Annotated in this window: 4 protein-coding genes; 1 reads left to right on the top strand and 3 read right to left on the bottom strand. The window is 58.2% G+C overall.

Going from position 1 to position 3,695, the window contains the following annotated elements; genetic code table 11:
* Positions 1-370: 370 nt before the first annotated feature.
* From fghA to Q0341_RS00270, 3 genes are all read right to left on the bottom strand, one after another.
* Entirely contained in the window at positions 371-1,201 is an 831-nt protein-coding gene (gene fghA, locus Q0341_RS00280; protein WP_299509709.1) for an S-formylglutathione hydrolase, read from the bottom strand.
* Positions 1,198-2,319: an S-(hydroxymethyl)glutathione dehydrogenase/class III alcohol dehydrogenase gene (locus Q0341_RS00275; protein ID WP_299509708.1), complete on the bottom strand. Its 1,122-nt coding sequence runs from the start codon at positions 2,317-2,319 to the stop codon at positions 1,198-1,200. The genes fghA and Q0341_RS00275 overlap by 4 nt, the downstream gene beginning before the upstream one ends.
* Positions 2,320-2,530: 211 nt before the next feature.
* Entirely contained in the window at positions 2,531-3,013 is a 483-nt protein-coding gene (locus Q0341_RS00270) for a hypothetical protein (RefSeq protein ID WP_299509710.1), read from the bottom strand.
* Here Q0341_RS00270 and Q0341_RS00265 point away from each other — a divergent pair.
* The coding region (locus Q0341_RS00265; protein ID WP_299509707.1) for an alpha/beta fold hydrolase at positions 2,949-3,695 on the top strand (747 nt) is incomplete at its 3' end. The two genes, Q0341_RS00270 and Q0341_RS00265, sit on opposite strands and share 65 nt — an antisense overlap.

Raw genomic sequence — 3,695 nt, 5'->3', positions numbered from 1 at the left:
GTTTCTATGAAAATCGTGATAACCGCTCTCGTTTCCGCTTTCATGCTGATGTCGGCTCCTTCCTTCGCTGGCAGCCATGGCGGCGGCAAAATGGACGACAAAAAAGTCGACTGCTCCAAAAAAGAAAATGAAAAGAACGCTGCCTGCGTCAAGAAGTGATCTTTTCAGCGCAAACAAAAAACCCCTCGCGAGGGGTTTTTTTACGCTTGCGCCACAACAAAGAACCCGCATGGGAAGTGGCTGTTGCCGCAAACGGCCATGTGGCAACGCCCACACTGCTGACTTTGACTGAGCCAGCCGAATCAGACGAGCGAGCAAAACCGCTTTTCTACACACTGCGTCTTATTTTCAAAGGCAACCAACACCTGCATCACAACAGATACTGCGCGTGGTGATCAAAATGTTCACCCAAGAAGGTGGCGATGAAATAGTAGCTGTGGTCATGGCCCGGCTGCATGCGCAGGGTCAGCGGATGGCCCGCCGCCTCGCAGGCAGCTTGCAGCAGTTCGGGGCACAGCTGCGCCAAAAACTCGTCGGCATCGCCTTGGTCCACCAACAGGTGCAGCTTTTCTTGGCGCGCAGTGGCCACCAGTTCTGCAGCATCCCATGCACGCCAAGCCTGTGGGTCTGCACCCAGGTAGGCAGTCAAGGCCTTTTGGCCCCAAGGCACTTGTGATGGCGCGGCGATGGGTGCAAACGCCGACACGCTGCGGTAGCGGCCCGGGTGGCGCAGCGCGGTGACCAGTGCGCCGTGCCCGCCCATCGAATGACCAAAAATGCCGCGTGATTCACTCGCGGCAAAGTGCTGCTCGATCAAGGTGGGCAGCTCAACGGCCACATAGTCTTGCATGCGGTAGTGCGCGGCCCAAGGGGCTTGGGTGGCGTTGACGTAAAAGCCTGCGCCTTGGCCCAGGTCGTAGGCCGCATCGTTGGCCACGGCTTCGCCGCGCGGGCTGGTGTCAGGCGCGACCACGATCACGCCGTGCCGCGCCGCGTGCGCTTGTGCACCGGCTTTGGTGATGAAGTTTTGTTCGGTGCAGGTCAGGCCCGACAGCCAGTACAGCACCGGGCACTTGACGCCGCGCAGCGCAGCCTCGGGCAAGTAAACCGCCAAGCGCATCTCACAACCCAGCGTGCTGGACGCATGCGCCCAGACTTCTTGTCTGCCGCCAAAGCTGGCGTGTTGTTCGATGCGTTTCATTCGTCGCCTTCAAAGTGCACCACCGAGCGGATCGACTCGCCTTGGTGCATCAAGTCGAAGGCATGGTTGATGCCGCTCAGTCCCATGGTGTGGGTGACAAACGGGGCCAGCGCGATGCGCCCGGCCATGGCGTCGTCCACCATGCCGGGCACTTCGCTGCGGCCTTTGACGCCGCCAAAGGCGGTGCCCATCCAACGCCGACCGGTGACCAACTGGAACGGGCGGGTGGAGATTTCTTGGCCCGCACCGGCCACGCCGATGATGACCGACTGGCCCCAGCCGCGGTGCGCGCACTCCAGCGCGGCCCGCATGACGTTGGTGTTGCCGATGCATTCAAAGCTGTGGTCCACACCCCAGCCGGTCATGTCGACGATGACTTGCTGAATGGGTTTGTCGTGGTCTTTGGGGTTGACGCAGTCGGTCGCGCCAAAGGTGCGCGCCAAATCGAACTTGCCCGGGTTGGTGTCGATGGCGATGATGCGCCCAGCTTTGGCCAGCTTGGCGCCTTGCACCACGGCCAGGCCAATGCCGCCCAAGCCGAACACAGCCACCGTGTCACCTTCTTGCACTTTGGCCGTGTTTTTGACCGCGCCCAGTCCGGTCGTCACGCCGCAGCCCAACAGGCAGACTTGCTCAGGGTTGGCGTCGGGCCGGATTTTGGCCAGCGAGACTTCGGCCACGACCGTGTATTCGCTGAAGGTCGAGCAGCCCATGTAGTGGTACAGCGGCTGGCCTTGGTAAGAAAAGCGCGTGGTGCCGTCGGGCATGACGCCCTTGCCCTGTGTGGCGCGCACGGCCACACACAGGTTGGTTTTGCCCGACTTGCAAAACAAGCACTCGCCGCACTCGGCGGTGTAAAGCGGAATGACGTGATCGCCAGGCTGAACACTGGTCACGCCCTCGCCCACCTCGACCACAATGCCCGCGCCTTCGTGGCCCAGCACGACCGGGAACAGCCCTTCGGGGTCTTCGCCCGAGAGCGTGAAAGCGTCCGTATGGCAGATGCCGGTGTGCGTGATCTTGACCAGTACCTCGCCTTTGCGCGGTGGCGCAACGTCGATCTCGACGATTTGCAAAGGTTGGCCCGCCTCGAAGGCAACGGCTGCACGAGATTTCATAAAAACTCCGTTAGGGTGAATTTCTTTCGAAGGCAAAGCATTGCTCTGCCGTCATGACGACACCTTGATGTTTACACATCAGACTGGCGGTTTTCTCGGTCGTTCATGAAAATGTTTTTAAAAAACGCCAGACAAACAAGCCAATGGCTCAACATCAAAAATATGGCACGCCTGTGGCCTTGGCCATTGTCGAACCCTGTTTTTCAAGGCCTCAACCTGCGCCGTGACAAGTACTCCGAGGTTTGGGGGCATGCCACGCCACCTCGCCCAATAAACGATAGACTTTTGGCATATTCAACAAGGGAGAGTCGCTTTGACTGTCAACAGCCTGCCAATCATTTGGGTCGATGCCATTTTGCTTTTCACATTTTGTGAATGGCTCTTCTTGAGTTGGAAAAGCACTCAAACACAAAAGGGTTTGCGATTTGCCGACATCAGCGCAGGGCTGCTCCCCGGCTGGCTTTTGATGCTTGCGCTTCGATTTGCAGCGCCACCTGAATTGACCATCGAGGTGTTTGTTTGCCTTTCCCTCGCCGGAGTGGCTCACGCTTTTGATTTTTACCGCCGCTACAAATAAATCTCTGAGCACATTCGTGACGGTGTCAACAAATTTGCCATTACCATGAGGTGTGACCCGATCAACTTCACTACCGCCATCGCTGCCGCCCGCCTTATCCGCTCTGCGGCGCGACATAGACTCGCCAGCAGGTCGGCTCAGCCTTTACAGCGCTGCGCCTCTGGGGCAAGCCAATGGTCTGCCACCGCTGTTGCTGGTCCATAGCATCAACGCAGCGGCCTCGGCCGCCGAGCTTGCGCCCCTGTTTGAGCATTATCGACAACAGCGCCCTGTTTACGCGCTTGAACTTCCGGGTTTTGGTTTTTCTGAACGCAGTGCCAGGGCTTACACACCGCGCTTGATGACCGACGCTTTGCATGCTGCGCTGGACACCATCCAATCCGAAAATGGTGGTGAAGCCGCAGATGTTTTGGCCGTGTCGCTCTCCAGCGAATTCGCGGCTCGCGCGAAATGCGAGGCACCGCAAAACATTCGGCGACTTGCACTGGTCAGCCCCACCGGTTTCAGCGGCAAAAAACTGCGCTATGAGCCTGCCGACGGTACGCTGGGTCTGCCTTGGCTTTACCGCTTGCTGACCTTGGACTTCTGGCGCCAAGGTATTTTCAACACCTTGACCCGACCCGGTGTCATTCGGTACTTTTTAAAGCGAACTTGGGGCTCTGAACATATCGATGAGATATTTTTTCGCTATTGCTTGCTGACATCGCAGCAGCCAGGCGCAGCCAACGCAGCCTTTTATTTTGTGTCAGCCTTCCTGTTCAGCACCGACATCAACCGTCTTTATGAACAATTGAAGGAT

Origin of the sequence: uncultured Limnohabitans sp. (assembly GCF_937889215.1) — a bacterium.
Classification (GTDB): domain Bacteria; phylum Pseudomonadota; class Gammaproteobacteria; order Burkholderiales; family Burkholderiaceae_C; genus Limnohabitans_A.
This window is presented reverse-complemented; position numbering and strand designations above follow the sequence as displayed.